25 protein-coding genes and 1 pseudogene are annotated in these 22781 nt (G+C 60.3%); 17 read left to right on the top strand and 9 right to left on the bottom strand.

Annotated elements, in window-relative coordinates; all coding sequences use genetic code 11:
- Window positions 1–18 precede the first annotated feature (18 nt).
- Window positions 19–519, top strand: coding sequence for a GNAT family N-acetyltransferase (locus tag E5X34_RS02965; RefSeq protein WP_292560845.1), 501 nt, complete (start codon window positions 19–21; stop codon window positions 517–519).
- Here E5X34_RS02965 and E5X34_RS02960 read toward each other — a convergent pair.
- Window positions 516–1124, bottom strand: a complete 609-nt coding sequence (locus E5X34_RS02960; protein WP_292560843.1) for a hypothetical protein — start codon at window positions 1122–1124, stop codon at window positions 516–518. The genes E5X34_RS02965 and E5X34_RS02960 overlap by 4 nt on opposite strands.
- A 121-nt stretch (window positions 1125–1245) precedes the next feature.
- Between E5X34_RS02960 and cysE the strand changes: the two genes are divergently transcribed.
- Window positions 1246–2094 (top strand): serine O-acetyltransferase, encoded by an 849-nt coding sequence (gene cysE / locus E5X34_RS02955; RefSeq protein ID WP_042644430.1) that lies wholly within the window; start codon window positions 1246–1248, stop codon window positions 2092–2094.
- 147 nt (window positions 2095–2241) lie between these two features.
- A complete protein-coding gene (locus E5X34_RS02950) occupies window positions 2242–2445 on the top strand; it encodes a DUF3126 family protein (protein ID WP_042644432.1) in 204 nt (67 codons plus the stop codon).
- Window positions 2446–2509: 64 nt separating this feature from the next.
- On the opposite strand, the gene E5X34_RS02945 is transcribed toward E5X34_RS02950, so the two are convergent.
- Complete coding sequence (locus E5X34_RS02945) at window positions 2510–3097, bottom strand: hypothetical protein (RefSeq protein ID WP_292560840.1); 588 nt, start codon at window positions 3095–3097, stop codon at window positions 2510–2512.
- 345 nt (window positions 3098–3442) lie between these two features.
- Here E5X34_RS02945 and clpP point away from each other — a divergent pair, with 345 nt between their 5' ends.
- The 4 genes from clpP to hupB all read left to right on the top strand — a co-directional run bounded on the left by clpP (window position 3443) and on the right by hupB (window position 8798).
- Window positions 3443–4078 (top strand): ATP-dependent Clp endopeptidase proteolytic subunit ClpP, encoded by a 636-nt coding sequence (gene clpP / locus E5X34_RS02940; RefSeq protein ID WP_126082438.1) that lies wholly within the window; start codon window positions 3443–3445, stop codon window positions 4076–4078.
- A gap of 291 nt (window positions 4079–4369) precedes the next feature.
- Complete coding sequence (gene clpX / locus E5X34_RS02935; protein WP_040981372.1) at window positions 4370–5644, top strand: ATP-dependent Clp protease ATP-binding subunit ClpX; 1275 nt, start codon at window positions 4370–4372, stop codon at window positions 5642–5644.
- A 274-nt stretch (window positions 5645–5918) separates the two neighbouring features.
- On the top strand, window positions 5919–8330 hold the full coding sequence (lon, locus tag E5X34_RS02930) for an endopeptidase La (protein ID WP_112127684.1): 2412 nt from the start codon (window positions 5919–5921) through the stop codon (window positions 8328–8330).
- Window positions 8331–8525: 195 nt separating this feature from the next.
- Complete coding sequence (gene hupB, locus E5X34_RS02925; RefSeq protein ID WP_040969493.1) at window positions 8526–8798, top strand: DNA-binding protein HupB; 273 nt, start codon at window positions 8526–8528, stop codon at window positions 8796–8798.
- A gap of 88 nt (window positions 8799–8886) precedes the next feature.
- Here hupB and E5X34_RS02920 read toward each other — a convergent pair whose 3' ends face one another.
- A complete protein-coding gene (locus E5X34_RS02920; protein WP_292560838.1) occupies window positions 8887–9909 on the bottom strand; it encodes an aldo/keto reductase in 1023 nt (340 codons plus the stop codon).
- Between the two features lie 188 nt (window positions 9910–10097).
- On the opposite strand from E5X34_RS02920, the gene E5X34_RS02915 reads away from it, so the two are divergent.
- On the top strand, window positions 10098–10664 hold the full coding sequence (locus E5X34_RS02915) for an SIS domain-containing protein (RefSeq protein WP_292560836.1): 567 nt from the start codon (window positions 10098–10100) through the stop codon (window positions 10662–10664).
- A 3-nt stretch (window positions 10665–10667) separates the two neighbouring features.
- The gene (locus tag E5X34_RS02910; RefSeq protein ID WP_292560833.1) at window positions 10668–11411 is read left to right on the top strand and encodes a creatininase family protein; all 744 of its coding nucleotides are present in this window, start codon (window positions 10668–10670) and stop codon (window positions 11409–11411) included.
- A gap of 41 nt (window positions 11412–11452) precedes the next feature.
- Here E5X34_RS02910 and E5X34_RS02905 read toward each other — a convergent pair whose 3' ends face one another.
- The 3 genes from E5X34_RS02905 to E5X34_RS02895 all read right to left on the bottom strand — a co-directional run bounded on the left by E5X34_RS02905 (window position 11453) and on the right by E5X34_RS02895 (window position 15319).
- Window positions 11453–12370, bottom strand: coding sequence for a carbohydrate ABC transporter permease (locus tag E5X34_RS02905; RefSeq protein WP_042644446.1), 918 nt, complete (start codon window positions 12368–12370; stop codon window positions 11453–11455).
- A gap of 8 nt (window positions 12371–12378) precedes the next feature.
- Window positions 12379–13494, bottom strand: a complete 1116-nt coding sequence (locus tag E5X34_RS02900; protein ID WP_292560830.1) for a sugar ABC transporter permease — start codon at window positions 13492–13494, stop codon at window positions 12379–12381.
- A 148-nt stretch (window positions 13495–13642) separates the two neighbouring features.
- Entirely contained in the window at window positions 13643–15319 is a 1677-nt protein-coding gene (locus tag E5X34_RS02895; RefSeq protein WP_292560827.1) for a sugar ABC transporter substrate-binding protein, read from the bottom strand.
- Between the two features lie 278 nt (window positions 15320–15597).
- Here E5X34_RS02895 and ugpC point away from each other — a divergent pair, with 278 nt between their 5' ends.
- From ugpC to rbsK, 3 genes are all read left to right on the top strand, one after another.
- Entirely contained in the window at window positions 15598–16674 is a 1077-nt protein-coding gene (ugpC, locus tag E5X34_RS02890) for a sn-glycerol-3-phosphate ABC transporter ATP-binding protein UgpC (protein WP_292560824.1), read from the top strand.
- 78 nt (window positions 16675–16752) lie between these two features.
- Entirely contained in the window at window positions 16753–17205 is a 453-nt protein-coding gene (locus tag E5X34_RS02885; protein ID WP_292071540.1) for an RbsD/FucU family protein, read from the top strand.
- A gap of 4 nt (window positions 17206–17209) precedes the next feature.
- Window positions 17210–18139 (top strand): ribokinase, encoded by a 930-nt coding sequence (gene rbsK, locus E5X34_RS02880; protein WP_292560821.1) that lies wholly within the window; start codon window positions 17210–17212, stop codon window positions 18137–18139.
- A 65-nt stretch (window positions 18140–18204) separates the two neighbouring features.
- On the opposite strand, the gene E5X34_RS02875 is transcribed toward rbsK, so the two are convergent.
- A complete protein-coding gene (locus E5X34_RS02875) occupies window positions 18205–18984 on the bottom strand; it encodes a hypothetical protein (RefSeq protein WP_292560818.1) in 780 nt (259 codons plus the stop codon).
- 60 nt (window positions 18985–19044) lie between these two features.
- Here E5X34_RS02875 and E5X34_RS02870 point away from each other — a divergent pair.
- Window positions 19045–19274: pseudogene (locus E5X34_RS02870) on the top strand (PfkB family carbohydrate kinase); the annotation flags it as partial.
- Between the two features lie 64 nt (window positions 19275–19338).
- Here the strand turns inward: E5X34_RS02870 and E5X34_RS02865 are convergent.
- Window positions 19339–19521: a DUF1508 domain-containing protein gene (locus E5X34_RS02865; RefSeq protein WP_292560815.1), complete on the bottom strand. Its 183-nt coding sequence runs from the start codon at window positions 19519–19521 to the stop codon at window positions 19339–19341.
- 212 nt (window positions 19522–19733) lie between these two features.
- On the opposite strand from E5X34_RS02865, the gene E5X34_RS02860 reads away from it, so the two are divergent.
- Both E5X34_RS02860 and E5X34_RS02855 read left to right on the top strand, forming a co-directional pair.
- Window positions 19734–19976, top strand: coding sequence for a hypothetical protein (locus E5X34_RS02860; RefSeq protein ID WP_292560813.1), 243 nt, complete (start codon window positions 19734–19736; stop codon window positions 19974–19976).
- Window positions 19977–20071: 95 nt separating this feature from the next.
- A complete protein-coding gene (locus E5X34_RS02855) occupies window positions 20072–20170 on the top strand; it encodes a putative RiPP precursor (protein WP_189341582.1) in 99 nt (32 codons plus the stop codon).
- Between the two features lie 25 nt (window positions 20171–20195).
- On the opposite strand, the gene E5X34_RS02850 is transcribed toward E5X34_RS02855, so the two are convergent.
- Window positions 20196–20399, bottom strand: coding sequence for a hypothetical protein (locus E5X34_RS02850; RefSeq protein WP_126060562.1), 204 nt, complete (start codon window positions 20397–20399; stop codon window positions 20196–20198).
- 509 nt (window positions 20400–20908) lie between these two features.
- Here E5X34_RS02850 and E5X34_RS02845 point away from each other — a divergent pair.
- Window positions 20909–22279: a hypothetical protein gene (locus E5X34_RS02845; protein ID WP_292560810.1), complete on the top strand. Its 1371-nt coding sequence runs from the start codon at window positions 20909–20911 to the stop codon at window positions 22277–22279.
- Between the two features lie 11 nt (window positions 22280–22290).
- Window positions 22291–22755 carry a hypothetical protein gene (locus E5X34_RS02840; protein ID WP_292560807.1) on the top strand — a complete coding sequence of 155 codons (465 nt, stop codon included), beginning with the start codon at window positions 22291–22293 and terminating at the stop codon, window positions 22753–22755.
- Window positions 22756–22781 lie beyond the last annotated feature (26 nt).

Raw genomic sequence — 22781 nt, 5'->3', positions numbered from 1 at the left:
CTCGCTCCCCGCCTGACAATGGTCGATCTTCTCGTCACCTACATGGAGATGTCCGGGCCGCCCCAGGGCGCGCCGCGTACGTCACCTTTGCCCGGCGCCATCGTGGCGCGCGAAAGGCTCGATCCTTCCGGCTATCTCGATCTCTACCGCGCGGTCGGCGGGCCGGTGCAATGGGACCAGCGGCTGCGGATGGCGGAAGCGGAACTCGAAACGCTGCTCGCCGACGATGCCACGCATATCCACGTGCTGCGCATCGATGGGGAGGCCGGTGGCTTCTGCGAGTTCAACAATGTCGGCGAAGCGGCAATCGAGCTCGTCCACTTCGGGCTGGTCCCAGTTTTTCAAGGCAAGCGGCTTGGGCCGTTCCTGCTCGACCAGGCGTTGCGCGCGGCGTGGTCGCATCGGCCGGAACGGCTTTGGCTCCACACCGACACTTATGATCATCCAGCCGCGCAATCGGTCTATGGACGCGCCGGATTCAGCGCCTATGCGCGACGGATGGAAGCCTTTCCGGATTAGGCAGTCCCGCTTTCCAGTGCCGCGAGTGATCGCTCGATGTTCTGTCTCGCCTTGGGCTCGAACCGATTCTGGAATTCTGCCGTATAGAAGATGTGCGGGCGGGCGAGGAAGCTCTTCAGCACGGCTGAGCGGCCAGCGCGCCACATCGGTTCCTCCACCCAGCCATATTCCAGCCGGACCGCCTGCTCATAGGCATCGAAGACCGCAGGTTCGGCGCCGAGGATCGCCAGATCCATGTCGAGCAGAAGAGCGGCATCGCTGAGTGCGTCCTCGTCGCGCAAAGGCGGCAACTGGTGGGTGGCGGTGGCGTTGATCATTGCCGCTATGCGGGCGAGGCGACCAGGATCGACGCGGCCGGCGAGCCTTTTCTCGGCCAGTTGGGCGCTTTTTGCCTCATTGTCCTTGGCGCGGCTGTCATAAATGGCGTCGTGAAACCAGATCGCGGCTTCGACGGCCTGCGGATCATCGAGCAGGCCTCGGTATTCGCTTGCCAGCGCCAGCATCGCCTCGATGTGGGACAGGCCGTGATAGTGGCGATCTTCGGCGCTATAGAACGCCGTAAGCTCGCTTTTCAGCGCCTCGTCGATCAAGGGTTCATTTTCCATCGCCGCTTGAATCTGCGTGAACCAGGTCCATTTGACAAAGCACTAAGGAAAATTGAGTTCAACCGTGCTATGATTTCGCTTATATGTGCCGCCCGAGAATGAGCAAGGCCGGAGACCGTCGATGAACAGCATTACGATTGCCCGCCCCAGCATGGTGCAGCCGGTCGATCCGATCTGGCGGTCGATCCGCGACGAGGCGATGGAGGCGGTGAACCGCGATCCGTTGCTTGCGGCCTTCCTCTATTCGACCATCCTCAACCAGGAGAGCCTGGAAGAAGCGGTGATCCACCGGCTTGCCGAGCGCCTGGCGCATCAGGACATCGGCTCCGATCTCATCCGCCAGACCTTCAAGGCGATGCTGGACGACGATCCGGAGTGGAGCACGACGGTTCGCGTCGACATCCAGGCCTATTACGACCGAGACCCGGCCTGCGACCGCTTCATCATGCCGGTCCTCTATTTCAAGGGTTTTCACGCTATCCAGACGCACCGGCTGGCGCATTGGCTGTGGAACCATGGCCGCAGGGATTTCGCGCTCTATCTGCAGAGCCGCTCGTCCTCGGTGTTCCAGACCGACATCAATCCGGCCGCCCGCATCGGCAAGGGCATCTTCCTCGACCATGCCACGGGTCTTGTCGTCGGCCAGACGGCCGTCATCGAGGATGACGTGTCGATCCTGCATGGGGTGACGCTGGGCGGCACCGGCAAGGCCAATGGCGACCGCCATCCGAAGATCCGCCGCGGCGTGCTGATCGGCGCCGGCGCAAAGATCCTCGGCAATATCGAGATCGGCCATTGCTCCAAGATCGCGGCCGGCTCGGTCGTGCTTTCGCCCGTGCCGCACAACAAGACGGTCGCCGGTGTGCCCGCGCGCGTCGTCGGCGAGACCGGCTGCGACCAGCCTTCACGGCAGATGGACCAGCTCCTGCCGTCGCAGAGCATGGACCACGTGGTCAGCTTCGACATCTGACCGAGGCTTACCGGCGGCGGCCAAACGGGCCGCCGGTTCCGCTTGACTGTTCTCCCATGTTATCCTGCCGGCTTGCCTTTACATGGCCATCGTTGGCGTGTCAGAAGCGCGTTCCCACGAACAAGGCCGACATTTCGGAGAAGACTTTTGAAGCCTGACGAAATCAGAAAGCTGGACGCCTATTTCAAGCGCGTCTTCCAGAACCCCAAGCTGCAGGTCAAGGCGCGCCCGCGCAAGGAAGACTCGGCCGAGGTCTATGTCGGCGACGAATTCCTCGGCATCGTCTTCAAGGATGAGGACGACGGCGACTATAATTTCTCGATGGCCATTCTCGACATCGACCTGGGCTAAGCCACAGGCGCGGTCGGTACGCGGCAACGCAGCCCGCCGGTCGCAACCCGCAGGCAAGTGCCGCCTAATCCGGGCAGTGCCGGGGAATGTGCACCCGACGCCAGCTGGTGGAACCTTCCCGCACCACCACCCGGCGCGCCACCGTGCCGTATGAAGGCGGGATTTCCCGGATGCGGACTTGCTGCGGCCGCACCAGCACTTCGTGGGCAACCGCTTCATACTCCGCCGGCTGAACGACGCGCCGGACGCGCTCCGGCTGGACCACGACCGTTTCGGCGACGCGCGCATAGCGGGCTTTGCGCCATACCTTGCACAGCACCTTGCGGCCATGGATGAGGCGCCACTCCCAGGCATAGCCGCCATTATCGACCTTGACCGTGTGGTAGAGCGTGCGCGTAACCGCCGGGACGGTCTCATAGGTGACGCGCGGCGGCGCGATCTGGTCCACGCTTTGATAGGTGCCGAAGATCGGCGCGTCGTAATCGACCACCTGCCCGCCGGGGCTCAGCATCACATCTTCGTAGACGGCGTCGTAGAGCGCCGGCCTGCGGAGCGGCTCGTAGCATTCGAGCGCGCGGCTGCCGGCGGCGGTTCCTGAGACGCTGGCAAGCATCGCGACCGCCGCCAGCGATACGGAGTGTTTGCGGATCATGACATTCCCCGTTGAAAAAGGACGCCTTCACAACGCAGGACTGTAGCGGAAGGTCCGGGGTCGGACAGTGATTTCAAGGCTTTTCGTTAAGCGGCGCGGTTAAGGAATTGCTACCTTGCGGATGGCTTCGTGCGGCCAACCAGGACCGAAGCCGTCTCGCGCGATCAAATCGGCGGTATTTCCCGGGCCTGCCGCGCTTTACTCGACTTAACCAGATGGCTAGGAGAGGCGGCCTTGCGCTAGGGTGAGCCGGCATCCTATTTAGGTCGTAACCGATCCAGAACGATTCCGCGCCATTGCTCGTATAACAAGGTGCCGGAAATCCATCTCCAACAAGGGTAGTCCATGAAGAACCCCGTTGAAACCTACATGAACCTCGTTCCGATGGTGGTCGAGCAGACCAATCGCGGCGAGCGCGCCTATGACATTTTCTCGCGCCTCTTGAAGGAACGCATCATCTTCATCACCGGTCCGGTCGAGGACGGGATGGCGACGCTGGTTTGTGCACAGCTTTTGTTCCTCGAGGCGGAGAACCCCAAGAAGGAAATCAACCTCTACATCAATTCGCCGGGCGGAGTCGTCACGTCGGGCATGGCGATCTACGACACCATGCAGTTCATCAAGCCGGCCGTGTCGACGCTCTGCATCGGCCAGGCCGCCTCGATGGGGTCGCTGCTTCTGACCGCCGGCCACAAGGACATGCGTTTCGCCACGCCGAACGCCCGGATCATGGTCCATCAGCCGTCCGGCGGCTTCCAGGGTCAGGCGTCGGACATCGAACGTCATGCGCAGGACATCATCAAGCTGAAGCGCCGCTTGAACGAGGTCTATGTCAAGCATACCGGCAAGAGCTATGAGGAGATCGAGCGGACGCTCGACCGCGACCATTTCATGACCGCGGACGAAGCCCGGGATTTCGGTCTGATCGACAAGGTCATCTCGAGCCGCGAGGCCGCCGAGACAGCCACGGCTTCAGCCTGATTTCGGCAGCAAATGACAGCATAACGCGCTTTTGGCGCGGCTTGCGGCATTTCGGCCACATTTGGCTGTTCCCTCAGGCGTTGGGATTGCCTACGTTAAGGCTATGTTGATTTTCGACGGCTTAGCTTTGCATGGGGTTGCTGCGAATCATTGCTGCGTTTTCTGATTTCGTGTTTCGTACGGAATGCGCTGTGTGAGCCGGGACACTGGCGGGGGCGGATTCCCGCGATAGATTGGTGAGACGTCACTGAAAGCCAGACCATCGGCGGGCGTTGGTGAAAGGACAGAAAAATGAGCAAGGTCAGCAACGGCGGTGGTGATTCAAAGAACACGCTTTACTGCTCGTTTTGCGGCAAGAGCCAGCACGAAGTCCGCAAGCTGATCGCCGGACCGACCGTCTTCATCTGCGACGAGTGCGTCGAGCTCTGCATGGACATCATCCGCGAGGAGAACAAGACCTCGATGGTGAAGTCGCGCGAGGGCGTGCCGACCCCGCAGGAGATCCTCAAGGTCCTCGACGACTATGTCATCGGCCAGCCCTACGCCAAGCGCGTGCTGTCGGTGGCGGTGCACAACCACTACAAGCGCCTCGCGCATGCCGGCAAGAACAACGATGTCGAGCTGGCGAAGTCGAACATCCTTTTGATCGGCCCGACCGGCTGCGGCAAGACGCTGCTTGCCCAGACGCTCGCCCGCATCATCGACGTGCCCTTCACCATGGCCGACGCCACGACGCTGACCGAGGCAGGCTATGTCGGCGAGGACGTCGAGAACATCATCCTGAAGCTGTTGCAGTCGGCCGACTACAATGTCGAGCGCGCCCAGCGCGGCATCGTCTATATCGATGAAATCGACAAGATCTCGCGCAAGTCGGACAATCCCTCGATCACCCGCGACGTGTCGGGCGAGGGCGTGCAGCAGGCGCTTCTGAAGATCATGGAAGGCACGGTCGCTTCGGTGCCGCCGCAGGGTGGCCGCAAGCATCCGCAGCAGGAGTTCCTGCAGGTCGACACCGCCAACATCCTGTTTATCTGCGGCGGCGCCTTCGCGGGCCTCGACAAGATCATCTCGGATCGCGGCCGCAAGACCTCGATCGGCTTCGGCGCGACCGTGGCCTCGCCGGAGGATCGCCGCACCGGCGACCTGTTCCGCCAGGTCGAGCCCGAGGATCTGCTGAAATTCGGCCTGATCCCGGAATTCGTCGGCCGTCTGCCGGTCCTGGCGACGCTGGAAGACCTCGACGAGCCGGCGCTGATCCAGATCCTGACCGAGCCGAAGAACGCGCTGGTCAAGCAGTATCAGCGGCTGTTCGAGATGGAGAATGTCGATCTGACCTTCCACGAGAACGCGCTGTCGGCGATCGCCAAGCGCGCGATCGAGCGCAAGACCGGCGCGCGCGGCCTGCGCTCCATCATGGAAGCGATCCTGCTCGATACGATGTTCGAGCTTCCGGCGCTGGAAGGCGTGCGCGAAGTGGTGATTTCGGAAGAGGTGGTGTCCGGCAACGCAAGGCCGCTCTACATCTATTCCGAGCAGAAGGAAAAGAAGGGCAATGTCAGCGCCTGAAATGGCACTGGATCCGTCATTTTCATGGAACGGCGCCCGCGTGGCGCCGTTTTGCTGTCAACGGGGCGCGGATATGCGATGGAACAGGTCGAGCGACCGTGTTAACCCTTGATCTTTGCCCCGGCTGCATCCACCTAACAGCAGAAGGCCGAGGCGCCGAATTCTGTGCTGTAAAACTCCCGTCACAAACGGTGGTAGGCGGAACGACACTCGGTCGTTAATATGAGATTCGCGGTTGGCTAAAATAAGCGGCCGCGACATGAAAGGTTGGACAATGGCCAAGATATCCAAGGCTTCCGGCGACGGCGTTTTCGCAGTCCTCCCACTGCGCGATATCGTCGTGTTCCCGCATATGATCGTTCCGCTCTTCGTGGGCCGTGAAAAGTCGATCAAGGCGCTGGAAGAGGTGATGGGTCAGGAGAAGCAGATCCTGCTCGCCACCCAGATGAATGCAGCCGACGACGATCCTGAGCCCGATGCGATCTTCGACATCGGCACGCTCGCCAATGTGCTGCAGCTCCTGAAGCTGCCCGACGGCACCGTGAAGGTTCTGGTCGAGGGCGCCTCGCGCGCCAAGATCGTCTCGTTCACCGACCGCGCCGATTTCCATGAGGCCCGCGCCACCGCGCTCGCCGAGCCGGAAGAGGAAGAGGTCGAAATCGAGGCGCTTGCCCGCTCGGTCGTCACCGACTTCGAGAATTACGTCAAGCTGAACAAGAAGATCTCGCCCGAAGTGGTGGGTGCGGCCAGCCAGATCGACGACTATTCCAAGCTCGCCGATACGGTCGCCTCGCATCTCGCCATCAAGATCCCCGAGAAGCAGGAGATGCTCGCGACGCTTTCCGTGAAGGAGCGTCTGGAGAAGGCGATGGGCTTCATGGAAGCCGAGATCTCCGTGCTCCAGGTGGAAAAGCGCATCCGTTCGCGCGTCAAGCGCCAGATGGAGAAGACGCAGCGCGAATATTACCTCAACGAGCAGATGAAGGCGATCCAGAAGGAGCTCGGTGAGGGTGAGGACGGCCGCGACGAGGCCGCCGAGATCGAGGCGCGCATCAAGAAGACCAAGCTCTCCAAGGAGGCCCGCGAGAAGGCGGAAGCCGAGTTGAAGAAGCTGCGGTCGATGTCGCCGATGTCGGCCGAATCGACAGTGGTGCGCAACTATCTCGACTGGCTGCTGTCGATCCCGTGGGGCAAGAACTCCAAGGTCAAGCAGGACCTCAACTATGCGCAGGACGTGCTCGACGCCGACCATTTCGGCCTCGACAAGGTCAAGGAGCGCATCGTCGAGTATCTTGCCGTGCAGAGCCGGCAGAAGAAGCTGAAGGGGCCGATCCTGTGCCTCGTCGGACCGCCCGGCGTCGGCAAGACCTCGCTCGGCAAGTCGATCGCCAAGGCGACCGGACGCGAGTTCATCCGCATGGCGCTCGGCGGCGTGCGTGACGAGGCCGAGATCCGCGGTCACCGGCGGACCTATATCGGCTCGATGCCCGGCAAGGTCATCCAGTCGATGAAGAAGGCCAAGAAGTCCAACCCGCTCTTCCTGCTCGACGAGATCGACAAGATGGGCCAGGACTTCCGCGGCGATCCGTCATCGGCCCTGCTCGAGGTGCTCGATCCGGAGCAGAACTCGACGTTCATGGACCATTACCTCGAGGTCGAATACGACCTGTCGAGCGTGATGTTCGTGACGACGGCGAACACGCTGAACATCCCTGCGCCCCTGATGGACCGCATGGAGATCATCCGCATCGCCGGTTATACCGAGGACGAGAAGATCGAGATCGCCAAGCGTCACCTGATGCCAAAGGTGATCCGTGATCATGCCCTGCAGCCGAACGAATTCTCGGTCGGCGAGGACGCGATCCGCGGCATCATCCAGACCTACACGCGGGAAGCCGGCGTGCGCAGCCTGGAGCGCGAGCTGATGAAGCTCGGGCGCAAGGCGGTGACCGAGATCCTGCGGACGAAGAAGAAGACGGTGAAGATCACGGCGGAAAACCTCGCCGATTATCTTGGTGTGCCGCGCTTCCGCTTCGGCCAGGTCGAGGCCGACGATCAGGTCGGCGTGGTCACGGGTCTTGCCTGGACGGAAGTCGGCGGCGAGCTGCTGACGATCGAAGGCGTCATGATGCCTGGCAAGGGTCGCATGACGGTGACGGGCAATCTGCGCGACGTGATGAAGGAATCGATCTCGGCGGCGGCTTCCTATGTCCGCTCCAGGGCGCTCGATTTCGGCATCGAGCCACCGCTGTTCGACAAGCGCGACATCCACGTCCACTTGCCGGAAGGCGCGACCCCGAAGGACGGCCCGTCCGCCGGTGCCGCGATGGCCACGGCCATCGTGTCGGTGCTGACGGGTATCCCGGTCCGGGCCGATGTGGCGATGACCGGCGAGATCACGCTGCGTGGTCGTATCCTGCCGATCGGTGGCCTTAAGGAGAAGCTGCTCGCGGCATTGCGCGGCGGCATCAAGAAGGTGCTGATCCCGGAAGAGAACGTCAAGGATTTGGCGGACATTCCGGACAATGTGAAGAACGGCATGGAGATCGTTCCGGTCTCGCGGGTCGGCGAGGTGCTCGCGCACGCGCTCACCCGGATGCCGGAGCCGATCGAGTGGGTCGAGCCGGTTAATGCGCCGGCCCCGGTCGACAGCGGCGACGATGCTGGAAAGTCGCTCGCGCACTAACAAATGTTAAGGTGCAGTGCACAAAGAGAAAGCCGGGCCTTGAGCCCGGCTTTTTCATGTGAAAAAGCCATGAAAAAATGCAAAAAAGCCCGGAATTCCGCGGTTTTCGGCTTGGGTTCCTGAACGCTTCTTTCTAAAGTCCGTTTCCTGCCGGATGAGTCGTAAGTTCCGGTTTTCTCATGGAAGGGAATTTTGATGAACAAGAACGAACTGGTGTCCGCTGTCGCCGATGCCGCAAGCATTTCGAAGGCTGATGCGCAGTCCGCCGTCGATGCGGTGTTCTCCGTGATCACAGGCGAACTGAAGAAGGGCGGCGATGTCCGGCTTGTCGGCTTCGGAAATTTCACCGTGTCAAAACGCGCTGCTTCGACCGGCCGCAATCCGCAGACCGGCGCGGAAGTGAAGATTCCGGCGCGCACCGTGCCGAAGTTCTCGGCCGGCAAGGGCCTCAAGGACGCGGTCAACTAAGACCTTTTCTTTAAGCGCAGAAAAGCCGGGCTTGCCCGGCTTTTCTTTTTTCGGCTGAGAGGCAGCCGGCACTTTCTCCTGGAATTGCTCAGGCCGTCGGCGCGTCGGCGCGCATTAGGCCTTCCTGTTTCAAATCCGCCCACAGCGCCGCCGGTATCTTGGTGTCGAGCAGCGCGCGATTGCTTTCGACTTCGGCAGGCCGTTGGCCGCCCGGGATCACCGACATCACCGACGGATGCTGCAGCGGGAATTGCAGCGCCGCCTCGATCAGGCGCACGCCATGGCGCTTGCAGACTTCCTCGATGCGCGCCACGCGATCGAGGATCTCCTTCGGCGCCTCACTGTAATTGTAGAAGGCGCCGGGCTTCGGCCCGGTTGCCAGCACGCCGGAATTGTAGGGGCCGCCCAGCACGATGCCGATGCCGCGCTTCTGGCAAAGCGGCAAGAATGACTGCAGCGCTTCCTGTTCGAGCAGCGTGTAGCGGCCGGCGAGCAGGAACAGGTCGAAATCGCCGCGCTCGGCCAGCGTCTGCGCGACCTGCCACTCATTGATGCCGCCGCCGAAAGCCTTGATCACGCCCTGGTCGCGGAGCGAAAGCAGCCCGTAATAGCCGGACGACATGAACTCCGCGATGCGGGCATCCGAGGCTTCCTTGCTGCCATGGGTAAAGATGTCGACGTCGTGCACGAAGAGGATGTCGATGCGGTCGACGCCAAGACGCTCCAGCGAGGCCTCGAAGGAGCGCATGACGCCGTCATAGGAATAGTCGTAGACTTCGCGGCGCGACGGCGTCTCGAAGAACTTGCCGATGCCGGTGCGCTGGTCCGGCGGGGCGACGCGCATGAGGCGGCCGACCTTGCTCGACAGCACATAGTCGTCGCGCTTCCTGCCGCGCAGGAAAGGGTTGAGGCGGGTTTCCGACAGGCCGAGGCCGTAAAGCGGCGCCGTGTCGAAGTAACGGCAGCCAGCCTTCCATGCCGCCTCCAGGGTGGCATTGGCGTCCTCGTCGGAGATGGCGCGATAAAGATTGCCGAGCGGCGCGGTGCCGAAGCCGAGTTCGGTGAAGGTGATGCCGCCATTGCCGATGCGGTCGAAGTGCCGTGTCTTCATGTCTGACGATGTCCCGGAGCGATTTGTCTGACATGACACTATCACGCCGGTGGCCCAGCAAAAGTGCCGAGGCTCGTTGGACAGCGATTTTCGCAATGGTAGCATGAACAAAAACAAGCCTTTCGCGGCCAGCGCGCCGCCGAATCTGTAGAGACACGCGACATCACGCAGACAGGGTGAGCCATTCCATGAGCAAAGCCGGATCCGGCATGTTCGCGACCGCGCTAGACGAGCTTGGCGCGGTGCTGGCGCGCACGGATGAAGCGCGGATCGACGCGGCCTGCGCCATGTTGGCCGGCGCCGGCAGGATCGCCGTCTATGGCTGCGGCCGCGAGGCGCTGCAGGTGAAGGGTTTTGCCATGCGGCTCTATCATCTCGGCTTGCCGGCCTCGGTGGTCGGCGACATGACCACGCCGCCGCTCGGGCAGGGCGACGTCTTCCTGGCGAGTTCAGGGCCGGGCGAAACCACCACGGTGCTGACCTTGATGCGGGTTGCCCGCGATGCCGGCGCAAAGGTGCTGCTCCTGACGGCCGAACCGACAGGCAGCGCGGCGAAGCTTGCCGACTTCACGCTGGTCATTCCCGCCCAGACCATGGCCAGCGACCAGGGCGCGGCAAGAAGCTCGGTGCTGCCGATGGGCTCGCTGTTCGAAGGCGCGCTGTTCCTCTTGTTCGAGATCATGGTGCTGAGGCTCCAGGCGCTGACCAATGCGACGCCGGAAGCGATGCGCGCCAGGCACACCAATATGGAGTAGGGCATGCGCTACGAGCTGATGCTGCCGCACCAGATCCGCAAGGCGATCAAGGAGAACTGGCCGGTCGTGCTGCCGCTCGGCGTGCTCGAATACCATGGCGAGCACATGGCGGTCGGGATGGACACTTTGGCCGTCATCAAGACGGTGGAGCTGATCGAGAAGGAGAGGGACCTCGTCATCCTGCCGCCCTTCTATTACGGCGCGGCAAGCTATGCGGTGGCGGCGCCGGAAGGCAGCGGCTCGGTGCAGGTCGGTGGTCCGGTGCTTTCGCCATTCGCCGAGGAATTGTTCTACGGGCTGTTGCGCATCGGCTTCCGCAACATCCACGCCATCATCCATCATCAGACCGAGAATTTCGTCGCCGGCATGCCGACCGACCTCGCCTTCAAGACTGCCGGCCGCCAGGCGATCTTCCGTTTCCTGGAAAAGGAGCGCGGCGAGGGCTGGTGGGGGTCGAACAGCATGGCCGACTACTATGCCGGCCATGCGCAGGGCGAGAATGTCTTCAACTGGGTGCAGGTGCACCCGCTGATGCCGGCCGCGATGAACGGCAAATACCCGTTCGACCATGCCGGCAAAGGCGAAACCTCGTTGATGCTGGCCTTATGCCCCGAGGCCGTGGACGAGAAGCATTTGGCCGACAACACCGGCTGGTACACGAAAGACGCGGCGGAGGCCTCGGCGAGCCTCGGCAAGATCGGCGTCGCTATGATCCTTGATCATTTGAGGGCAATCCTGGTGCGATAGGCACCTTCTCCTTCTCCCACAAAGGGGAAGGAAAGGTCCCGCTACTTCACCGAGCCGGCCGTCATGCCCATGATCAGGTAGCGTTCGAGCGCGATGCCGATGATCGCCAGCGGCGCGATCGCGGCGGTGGCCAGGGCTGCCATCGACCACCAGTTGATGCCTTGCGAGCCGGTCTGGCTCGCCACCATTACGGGGATGGTCTTGGCGTCGGTCGACGTCAGAAGCGCGGCGAAGAAATACTCGTTCCAGCACAGCACCATCGCCAGGATGAAGGCGGCGACCATGCCGGGCAGGGCGATCGGCATGACGATGCGGAAGAACGCGCCCCAGATCGACAGCCCGTCGACCAAAGCCGCTTCCTCCAATTCGACGGGAATGGAGTTGAACTGGTCGCGCATGATCCAGATGACGATCGGCAGCACCATCAGCGTGTAGAGGAGCACGAGACCGATGCGGGTGTCGAGGAGCGCCACTTCGCGGTAGAGCACCAGGAAGGGGAGCGCCAGCACGACTGGCGGCAGGATGAGCTGCGACAGGAAGAAGAAGGAGATGTCCTCGTTCCTGAACCAGGCGAATTTGTAGCGGTAACGGACAAGGCCATAGGCGGCGAGGCTGCCGATGATGATGGCGAGAGCCGATGCGCCGACCGAGGTGATGACCGAGTTCATGAAGCGCTTGAAGAATTCGTCGCGCACGGTCGAGGTCTGGAAGATCGAATCCGGCGACAGGCCGAGCGAGCGCCAGCCCTTCCAGTCCGGCGTGAAGTCGACGAAGGGGATGAGATGGCCTTGCGTGACGTCGACCGCCGATTTGAACGAGGTGGTGATCGTCCAGTAGATCGGGAACAGGCACACGAATGCCCAGAAGACGAGCGCGCCATAGATGAAGACGCGGCTGGTGATGAAGGCCGCCGGCGAGCGGATTTCGGAAACGGTGTAGTCGGTGGTCTGGACGCTCATGATGCCGCTCAGTTGACGTTGCGCACGAAGCGACTGGCGAATTTTAGAAGCCAGGTCACGAACACGACGATGATGACGAGATAGGCCATGGCGAGCATGGTGCCGTAGCCGACATTCGAGCGATCGCGATATTCGCGATAGATGAAGCTCGATACGGAATCGGTGGCGCCGCCGGGGCCGCCTGAGGTCAGGGTGATGATGATGTCGGCGAGCTTCAGCTTGAAGATGATGCGCAGGATCACCGCCGTCACCGACACCGGCAGCATCAGCGGGAAGGTCACCTGCCAGAAGGTCTGCCACGCGGTCGCGCCGTCGACGCGGGCGGCCTCCAGCACCTCGCGCGACATCGCCTGCAGGCCGGCAAGCAGCATGATCATCATGAACGGGATGAACGTCCAGGCATCCAGCATCATGATCGAGATGCGGGCGGTGATCGGGTCGGAGAAGAAGGCGGGATTGTCCCAGCCGAGATGGCGCGCCAGCGTCGCCGCCGGGCCGAACCGGTACTCCATCAGCGACTTGCCGACCATCCAGGACACCGCCACCGGCGACAGCATCAGCGGCAGCAGGAAGACGACGCGGAAGAACTTTCGCGCCTTGATCTGCGCGTTGAGCAGCAGCGCCAGGCCGAAGGCGATGACATATTCGACCAGCACCGCAAGCACATAGAGCACCATGTTGAACAGCGCGTTGCGGTAATAGGGGTCGGCCAGCATCTGCCAGAAATTGTCGAGGCCGTTGAACCTGCGTCCGGCAAACGAACTTAGGTTCCAGTCGGTCAAGGCGATGTAGAAGCCGAACAGCGTCGGGAAGATCACCATGGCGATGGTGAAGAGCAGCGCCGGCAAAAGGAACAGCGCGCGCTGCCCGTCCTCGCCGCGCGTCAGCACCTGCCAGGCACCAAGTGCTGCACCCCACAGGATATAGGCATAGATCACCGGCCGCCAAGTGTCGAAGCCGATCGTGGACATCTCGGTCTTGTAGAGGATCTGCACGACAATGATCGCCAGCAAGCCGAGCGTGGCTGCGGCCAGCAGGCCCCAGCCGAGGCGCTTGCGGCCTTGCGGGATCAGGTCGGCCGGATTTGCCGGCCACGCATTCGCGGTCGAAGTGTGCTCAGCCACGCCTCTCGCCTTCCAGGTTTTTCGCAATTCCAGACGGAAAACCGCTCACACTTTTCCTGGAATTGCTCTAGCGCATCAAACCGGTCGGGCCGGTAAAGATGCGGCCCGACGACGATGTGCCATCGGGCCGCGACGTCTATAAGCCAGCCTACATGCCGAGCGAGGCTTTGTAGAGCTTGATCTGGTTTTCGCGGCCGATCTGGTCGGTCAGCTTTTCCCAGGCGGCAGCGATGGCATCCGCACCTTCTTGCGCCTTCATCTTGCCGGCGAAGGTGTTGGCCAGGATGTCCTCGGCAGCGGAGTAATACTGGAAGATGCCGGGGATGCGGGGCTCGATCGCCGCGTTCGGATGGTTGTAACTATCGCCTTCCGACTTGAGATAGGAGGTGATGAAGGCTTCGTCATAGCCCGCCGCAACCCATTCGGGAATGTTGAAATGGGAGTTGCGGTAGGGCTGGAAGCCCGACGGATACATCGCCGTCCAGATCGACAGGTCCTTGCCGCCGAGATGGGCTGCGGCTGACCATGCGGCCTTCTTCTTCTTCTCGTCGGCATCGACGCGTGCCATGACATAGACGCCCCAGCCGAGATAGGCGCAGTTCGGCGCATAGTTCGGGCCGCTGGCGAGCTTGTCCCACTTGCCGGTCTTGGAGTTGTAGACATCGTCTGAGCCGGGCAGGATCGAGAAGCCGGTGACATCGCCGATGACCGACGAGTCATTGGTCTTCACGTTCGAACCGACGTCGCCCCACCAGGGGATCATCGAGCCGGTGCCGGCCAGGAACTGCTGGAAGGCGGTCGTGTTCGGATCGGCGTTGATCTGGTCGGCGGGCTCGGACGGCAGGGCGTTGATGACGTCCTGGATGGCGCGCACCCAGGCCGGATTGTTGACGCGCGGCTTCATCGTGTCGGCGTCGAACAGCCAGGCCTTGTCGTCGGGGTGCTTGGCATAGGCGGTGGCGCGGCTGCCGAGGAAATAGAAGCCGAAACCGCCCCAGGGCTTGGGCGCGTCGAGATAGCCATAGACGTCCTGGCCCTTGAATTTCTTGCCCTTCAGGAACTTGGTTACGGCCTGGACCTGCTGCCAGGTCTTGGGCACGCCCCACTCCGTCAGGCCCGCCTTGTCGCCACTGTCCGCCTTCCAGGCTGCCGCCAGCTCGGAGTCGGAGAACACGTCGGTGCGGTAGTTGAAATTATGCGCATCGCCGTCGATGGTCACGCGATACTGCTTGCCGTTCCACGTGCCGACCGGCGGCTTGAGATAGTTGACCAGGTCGTCGAAGTCGATCTGCTTCTTGACCCAGTCGGGCATCTCGGAGGTGAGGCCCTTGCCGCAGACATCGCCTTCGAAGGGCGCGCCCATCTCGATGATGTCGAAGTCGACGGTGCCCGTGGCGATCGATTGCTGCAGGCGGGCGTTGTAGTCGGCCTGGGCGAGGTCGATCCAGCTGATCTTGGCGCCCGTATAGGCCTCCCACGGCTTCAGGAAACCACGGAACAGCACGTTGTGCAGGTTCTGGTTGTTGAGGCCCATGAAGGTGAGCTCGACGCCGGCGAACTCGCCTTCCTTGACGTTCGCCTTTGTCGCTTCCAGGCAGAGCTCGCCGACCTTCTGGAAGTCGGCATCCGTCGGCTGGCCTTTGCCGACGCCCGGGATCTGCAGGATTTTCGCACGCAGACTATCGTCGGCCGCGGCCGGCCTCGTCAGCGCGCCGAGCCCGGCGCCGGACGCAGCGGCGATCGCGGCCATCGAGGCAGCACCCTTCAGCACATCGCGGCGGCTCGCACCGGCGCGCATCAGTTTTTCGTACAGGTCGACTCTCATCTACAGGTTCCTCCCAGAACAACAGCGATTGAATTGAAATGCCAATTTCTCGGACGTGCAAACGTCTACGGTTCTCCTCGATCATACGGGGACGTGGGACCCACCCTGCGTCGCCGGAGTTCCGATTTCAGGGTAACAGGCCTGCGTCGGATTGGCACTCGCCACTATTCGCGTAATCGATTACCTTGTCAACAAGATTGGCTTTTTATCTATAAGATACCGACTTGCCGTTGCCGCTGGCAATGGCTAGCTTCACCGCAAAAGATAAAGGGGAGACGATGGCTCAAGTCGCGATCAGCAGTGTGGCCAAGGCGTTCGGGACCGTCAAGGTCCTGCACGAGGTCAGCGTCGACATTGCCGACGGGCAGTTCGTCGTGCTGGTCGGCCCTTCAGGATGCGGCAAGTCCACGCTGCTGAGGATGGTGGCCGGGCTGGAAACGGTTTCCGGCGGGACGATCTCGATCGGCGACCGCGTCGTCAACAACCTGCCGCCGGCCAAGCGCGACATCGCGATGGTGTTCCAGAATTACGCGCTCTATCCGCACAAGACGGTGGAGCAGAACATGGCCTTCGCGCTGAAGCTGCGCGGTACCGATCCGGCCGTCGTCGCCGAACGCGTCAAGCGCGCCGCCGACATCCTCGACCTCGCGCCCTATCTCAAGCGCTATCCGCGTCAGCTTTCCGGCGGCCAGCGCCAGCGCGTCGCCATGGGCCGCGCCATCGTGCGCAATCCGCAAGTGTTTCTGTTCGACGAGCCGCTTTCCAACCTCGACGCCAAGCTGCGCGTCCAGATGCGCACCGAGATCAAGGAGTTGCACCAGCGGCTGAAGACGACGACGATCTATGTCACCCACGACCAGATCGAGGCCATGACCATGGCCGACAAGATCGTGGTGATGCGCGACGGTCGCATCGAGCAGATCGGTGCGCCGCTCGAATTATTTGACCGGCCCGCCAATCTGTTTGTCGCCGGCTTTATCGGCTCGCCGGCGATGAACCTGCTCAAGGGTACTGTCAAGAAAGGGGGCACCGTGAGCAAGGGCGAGAAGCCGGTCGTCGACATCGCCGGCACGGCGTTCCCGATGCCCGCCAACAGTGCCGGCGAGGACGGTCAGGCCGTCGTCTACGGCGTGCGACCGGAGCATCTGGAGATCCATCCCGACGGCGTCGAGGCCAAGATCTCGGTCGTCGAGCCGACCGGCTCGGAAACCCTGGTGTTCGTGCGCTTCGGCGAGGGCGAGATGGTGGCGCTGTTTCGCGAGCGCCACGACTTCAAGCCGGGCGACACGCTCAAGCTAAAGCCGCGTCTCGACCAGGTCCACCTTTTCGACGCCGAAACCGGCAAGCGACTTTAGATCTTTACGCAATTCCGGACGGAAAACCGCCTTTCCTGGAATTGCTCCAGACCGCACACAGACTTCCGGGAGGAAACCATGCTCAAAGGGATCAATCCGCTGCTCAATGCCGACGTGCTCCAGGCGCTGCGGGCGATGGGCCATGGCGACGATCTGATCATCGCCGACACCAATTTCCCGTCCGATTCGGTGGCGCGGCAGACCGTGCTCGGCAAGCTCTTGCGCATCGATGCGACGGCGGCCGATGTGGTGAAGGCGGTGCTGTCACTCTATCCGCTGGATACGTTCGTCAACGATGCCGCGGCGCGCATGGAGATCGTGGGCAAGCCGAACGAGATCCCGCCGGTGCAGAAGGAGGTCCAGAAGGAGATCGACGCGGCCGAGGGCAAGCCCTGGCCGATGATCTCGATCGAGCGCTACGCTTTCTACGAGCGCTCCAAGAAGGCCTATTGCGTTATCCAGACCGGCGAGCGCCGCTTCTATGGCTGCTTTGCCTTCCGCAAGGGTGTCGTGCCGCCGGATGCGGAGTAAGGACATGGCCGCCGGCAAGCCTGTTGTCATCCTCGGTGTGTTCGTCGCCGACACCGCCTATCGCGCCGATCGCCAGCCGCGCATGGGCGAGACGATCCTCGGCAATTCCTTCAAGCTCGGGCCGGGGGGCAAGGGCTCGAACCAGGCGGTGGCGGCCGGCAAGCTTGGCGCCGACATCACCTTCCTGACCAGGCTTGGCGTCGATGCCTTTGCCGACATGGCCAAGCAGACCTGGAGGGATGCTGGCGTCAAGAGCGCCGTGATCGACACGCCGGACAGCTACACGGGTGCTGCCTATATCTTCGTCGAGGAAGGCACCGGCAACAATGCCATCATCGTCAGCCCGGGCGCGGCAATGCTGATCTCGCCCGACGACATCGAGGCGCATGCCGGCCTGATCGGCTCAGCCGGCGTCTTCGTCACTCAGCTCGAACAGCCGATCGACGCGGCCTTGAGGGCGCTGGAAATCGCGCACGGGGCAGGGGTGACGACCATTCTCAATCCCGCGCCGGCGGCAAGCCTGCCGGACCGCATCTACACGCTCTGCGACTATGTCACGCCCAACGAGACCGAGGCCGAAGGGCTGACCGGCATCAAGGTATCGTCGGTCGACGACGCCCGACGCGCCGCCGACGCGCTGCTGGTCAAGGGCGTCGGGGCCGTCATCGTGACGCTGGGAGAAAAGGGCGCGCTTCTGCACACCAAGGACCGTTCCGAGCATGTCGGCGCCGTCAATGCCGGCCCGGTGGTCGAGACGACGGGCGCGGGCGATGCCTTCAACGGCGGTCTTGCCGCCGCTTTGGCAAAAGGCGTCGAGCCGCTGGAGGCCGTGCGCTTTGCCTGCGCGGTCGCCGGCATTTCGGTGACCCGACCTGGCACCGCGCCATCCATGCCGACCCTCAAGGAGGTCAAGGCGCTGTTGGCGAGGGCATAACGCGATAATCCGGCAATTGCCGATCGAAAGTCTCGGAAGGTCATCAAGTTGGTGGTGTGACTTGATCATTCATCTAGAACACCCCACGCCTCATTCCTGAAATCGCAACCTCCCAAATTTCCATAATCTTCAATCCTCTTGCCAAGCAGTTTCAGCACTGCTCCACCGCCCTCGGTTCGATACAAAACGGGTAGGTGTCTAGCCCCGCTACCGTCGACCGTTAGAACTTGAACGCTTCCGCCTACTCCTGCGAATTTCTCGGAACGAATTATTTCCTGAATTGCTTCAGCGGGCTCTCGTCCGCCTTTCGCTAACGCAACGAAGTCGGCAGCTGCCTCCTTCGATCCGAGCAAATGACAAATTCCATCAGTCTGGAAATCCAGTTCTCCAAATTGCATATCAAAATGATCTGCCTGGAATTCGGGCGCGGCCTTGAATAGGCGAGCTCGCTCAGTTACGGGACAAAACCCGAAGATCGTGATTTCGGTATTCACTTGACCAGGAGCGACTTCCCCAATTTCTTGGATGAATTCCTTAGCATAAACCGCGACAAATTTGGCTATTTCCTCGAGGCTTGGTACTTTGCCTCCTTTATTTATACGAAGGCCCTGTAGCGCTGATGAGCTGAATGAAAATACGGAATGAGCTACAAGGGTCGATCCTGCAAACGCAAACCCAAATGCTCTTCTATATATGATTGACATTTTCGAGTTATAAATGGAAATAGAAAGTGGAAATAGTTTTGACCCTGCTTCTGTTAATTTACTTCCTCCGGATATTCGAGTATCCGCGCAGGCAACTATTTTGCCATATGCCTTAGATTTCGTGATAGCGACCAGAGTCACGGAAATATCCCCAGCGATGGATTGTCGACGAAGCTTAGCGATTTGCGAACACGGGGAAATACCATCATCGTGACGCTCGGCGAGGAAGGCGCGTTGCTTCACACGAAAAACCGTTCCGAGCATTTTGGCACGGTCAATGCCGGCCCGGTGGTCGAGACCACGGGGCAGGCGATGCTTTCAACGGCGGATTGGCGGCAGTTTGGCGAAAGGCATCGAGTCGTCGGCGGTGCGTTTTGCCTGCGCGGTCGCCAGCATTTCGGTGACCCGCGCCGTCAATGCCGACATTGTAAGATGTCAAGGCGCTAGTGCATGGATCCTGAAGTCAAAGATTGACCTCGGGCGTGGCCGGCCATGTCAGGTGGGATTGCAGCTCATCCCATTCCTGCGAGCATTGTCGATACAATCGGCCCTATTATTGTAGCCTTGACTGGAAGCTCCAACTATACGTCCATTCGACGCTGTTCTACGCCACCGCCACCCATCGGATGCTTGGTATATTTCCCAAGTGTCACCGTTACGATCTTTGCAACTTGCCATATCCACCCCTCCAAAAATGCAGAATGAATATCTCGCAACTTTGATGGATAAGCAATGGTCTACTTTATGGCGCTTGCGTTTTTTATTGGCTGGATCACGATTCTAAGGTCGGCAGATGATTGCATCGCCGATTGTGCATGGAGGTCGATTATATTGTGAAGGACGGCGGGAAACCTGACAATAACGCCTATCGAACAATTGAAGGTTAGGCCATGATCCCCATCAATCCTGTGATTGAAGCCATGGCACGCAGCGACGCCAAGTTCGATGGCCGTGACTTTGACTCGCTCGGACGGACCGACAGACATCGCTATCTTGCTCGCAGCTTGGCGGCACTAAAGGCAATTAGATCTCTTGACGGCGCGGAGGTAGATAGACCCCTTCGTGAAATAGCCACGATTGCTGAAGTCGATGAATATCTCTTCGGTAACCGGCACGATTGGAAGTCGGCGTAGGGTCGGCACTGCTGGACGCTCTTGACCTTTGCCATTCGGAACGCTCCTGAAGCGAGCGCGTTCATCCTCCTGGTTTGCAACGCCGGAACGGCAGGATGAAGAAATTTTACGAAAAACCCACGCTCGTGAAGCGGCAGAAGCTCACCGAACGGACGGCCCAGATTGTCGCTTCCGGCGTCGTCCTGGGCGAATGATTTCCTCGATCGGGCTCGGATAGCGCTACAGAATCCTGCTGGTCAGTTCCAGCATCGTGGTTGCGCCTTGCTCGCTGCCGGGCATATGCACGACGCGGAGCACGCGGAGATCCCTGTTCGTTCCCTCGACCGGTATCGACACGCTTTCGCCGACCCGCGGCAGTTCCTGGAAGGCAAGCTCGTCGACATCCCTCTCATCGTCGATGGAAATCCGACATCTCACGGCCATCTGATCTCTCCCGTTTTACCCGAGGGCTGAACGGGACAAGGTTGGAATGGTTCCGAGAAGGCCCTCGGTTGGCATACCTGCCGCGATGTTCGCGCGGCGTCAGGCCTTTTAGAGCCTTGAATTGCCGTCCGAAATTGGCCAGCGGCCATAGCCGAATGGTATTCAAGGCACACAGCCGGAATGCGCCTCAAAGCGCGCTGCACAAGCCTGATTTTCCGATTGATCCCACAAAGGAAAAATGGCGCGAGTGACGGGGCTCGAACCCGCGACCTCCGGCGTGACAGGCCGAACCGACAATCTTGCGGATCAAAGACTTCAAACTTTTCCACATGTTCTGAGCAGGTGTGGACAAACCGGGAAACTTTGAACCCCCGCTGTCGGTCGATCAGTATTGGCTTCCGTGGCGACTATGGTTTGGGGATCGAGGTTCAATCGGAGCCGAAGAGCCTTAAGTTAGCACTTGCGAATGTTGGGTTGGTGTGTACGGTGCAGATGTTGGAGGAACAGAGGTGCGTCTTCGCTGCTTGGTGCTGGCCTGGTTCATTATATTCGCGCTAGCGAGCGCAAAACCTGCTTTGGCACAAGTTCAGGAGGCATTAGGAGTAATTTCTTTCCTACGTTCGCTCGGCGGTGGCGGCGATAATTCCGAGTGGATCAAACTCAACTTCGATGCCATAAACCTAAAGCTCGATCAGGTTTTGAAGAATCAAGAAAGCCTGCAAAGAAGCATTCTGCTGCTGTCCGAGCAAATGGAAAAGATGGAGCGCAGTCTCATCGACGAGATGCGTGAACTTCCCAATCGAGAAGTGAGACGGAAGCTCACCGCTTCGCAAGCGCGTGTTCAGACCATCGCGAGGGGCCTTAGCCGCATCAGTTCGGCGCCTCCTGAGTTAAAGGCCGAATATATTAGACAAATTCAACATGAAATTGAAAGTATCAAAGGAGATGTTTCCGGAGTTATGGAGGATGTTATCGGTATAAGCGCCTCGTACAACAAGGCAAAATACTCTTTTATATCGGGGGTTTCATCGCTATCTTTTGACATTCTTATGTCCATGGAATTAACTGAAGAGTTTATGAGGCGAGAGCAAGGGTTGAAGCGCGACTATGCGAATAAGGCCTGGTACTTCTTGCAGTATCAGTCGATTGTGTCCGCAATTTCCCGTTACGTCGATCAGAAATCTATAGAGAAATCTAAGATTGAAATCGTGTCTGCTTTCCGAAAGATGGAAATCCCGCTTACCGAAGATGCTGATACGTGCTTCACATATAGCGGGCTCTACGACGTTTTAAAAGGTGGGAACCCCTCGAAGATAGTTGAGAGCATTCTAGAAGAAAACGTTGTGGAGGTATCGTGCGACTATATACTTGGGCCGGTTGATAGCAAATGTGGTGGTGTTGATTGGGTCTCGGAGCATAGCGTCAATTTTTACTACGGAGATAAGGGGTTTTTAGAGTTTGACCTTGAGAAATTTTCAAGCGACTCTCAGAGCTACTTGCTCGTTCCTGTTGAGGACAGAGATGGGACGTATTTCCTGGAAATGGTGAAAATCAGCTTCAACTTGGATCAGTCCATTGGGAAAGCTACTACCCGTGTGGCGACTGATAAGAACGGCAACTCAATCTGCGCTGCCCGGCAGGTAGTAGGTGTCGAAGAGCTGAGATCTGAGGAAGATCGGGCTAATGTCGTCTACTGTGCGGAACGTCAGAACTGCCCAGTGGATTTGCCGTCCTCCGGCATTCGGGCATGGTGGGAAGCCTATCGTGATCAGACGTCATTGCAGTTGCTCGGTCTCGAGACGTTGGATGAAGCTGTCTTAGCTATGCGAAGGGTCATGCAGCACGCAGAGGCGCGGCTCTCGGTGCTTGTGGCGAAATAAGAGAGAGCTAGGTGTCGGATAACAAGCTTAGCTTCTGGAAAACATTATTGGGAACCGTCAAAGACTTCTTCGATTTGGCGACGAAAGCGATTAAAGTATATTCAGGCGTTCCGGTTGCTATTAATGAAAAGGTGCTTGACAGGGTCCGAGCTGAGAGGCAGGCCTTTTCGGATTTTGAGCTTGCACCGATCGCCGCTGATCCCTTGGCCGGATTTTCAATCGGCGACTTGCTTGACCCAAATCTCCCCACCGCGCTCGAATCCGTTTCGAACTTTGAAAGCAAGCTTCTGGACTTTGAGCGGTCCCTCGAGACCAGGAGCAACGAACTATCTGCACTGGGGGCGTTGTCAGCAGAGTGGGCAGATCAGCTTGAATCTTGTAAGCGGTGTTTCCTGACCACCTTTCGGGAGTGGTCGCGATCTGTGAGGTTGCCGATCCTGTATTGGGATCGGAGATCGGCTTGTGTCTGGACTTGACCTTACGCTTGACCCGGAGCGGCAGC

The sequence above is a fragment of the Mesorhizobium sp. genome, assembly GCF_004963255.1.
In the GTDB taxonomy this organism is placed as follows: Bacteria; Pseudomonadota; Alphaproteobacteria; order Rhizobiales; family Rhizobiaceae; genus Mesorhizobium.
This window is presented reverse-complemented; position numbering and strand designations above follow the sequence as displayed.